The following is a 542-nucleotide window of genomic DNA, read 5'->3' as shown; positions in this document are numbered from 1 at the left end:
GAACTGGCTGGCTACCTGGATTCTTACATCCCGGAACCAGAACGTGCGATTGACAAGCCGTTCCTGCTGCCTATCGAAGACGTATTCTCCATCTCCGGCCGTGGTACTGTTGTTACCGGTCGTGTAGAGCGCGGTATCGTTAAAGTTGGCGAAGAAGTTGAAATCGTTGGTATCAAAGAGACTGCTAAGTCTACCTGTACTGGCGTTGAAATGTTCCGCAAACTGCTGGACGAAGGCCGTGCTGGTGAGAACGTTGGTGTTCTGCTGCGTGGTATCAAACGTGAAGAAATCGAACGTGGTCAGGTACTGGCTAAGCCGGGCTCTATCAAGCCGCACACCAAGTTCGAATCTGAAGTTTATATCCTGTCCAAAGACGAAGGCGGCCGTCATACTCCGTTCTTCAAAGGCTACCGTCCGCAGTTCTACTTCCGTACTACTGACGTGACCGGTACCATCGAACTGCCAGAAGGCGTAGAGATGGTAATGCCGGGCGACAACATCAAAATGGTTGTTACCCTGATCCACCCGATCGCGATGGACGA

Annotated in this window: 1 protein-coding gene; it reads left to right on the top strand. The window is 51.8% G+C overall.

The features are described from left to right. Positions 1-542: EF-Tu/IF-2/RF-3 family GTPase (locus tag FDW98_RS14375; RefSeq protein WP_249935703.1), on the top strand; the 542-nt coding region annotated here is incomplete at both ends.

This window comes from Citrobacter sp. wls711, assembly GCF_005281055.1.
Classification (GTDB): Bacteria; Pseudomonadota; Gammaproteobacteria; order Enterobacterales; family Enterobacteriaceae; genus Citrobacter; species Citrobacter gillenii.
The sequence above is the reverse complement of the archived record's forward strand: the minus strand, read 5'-3'. Positions and strand labels throughout refer to the sequence as shown.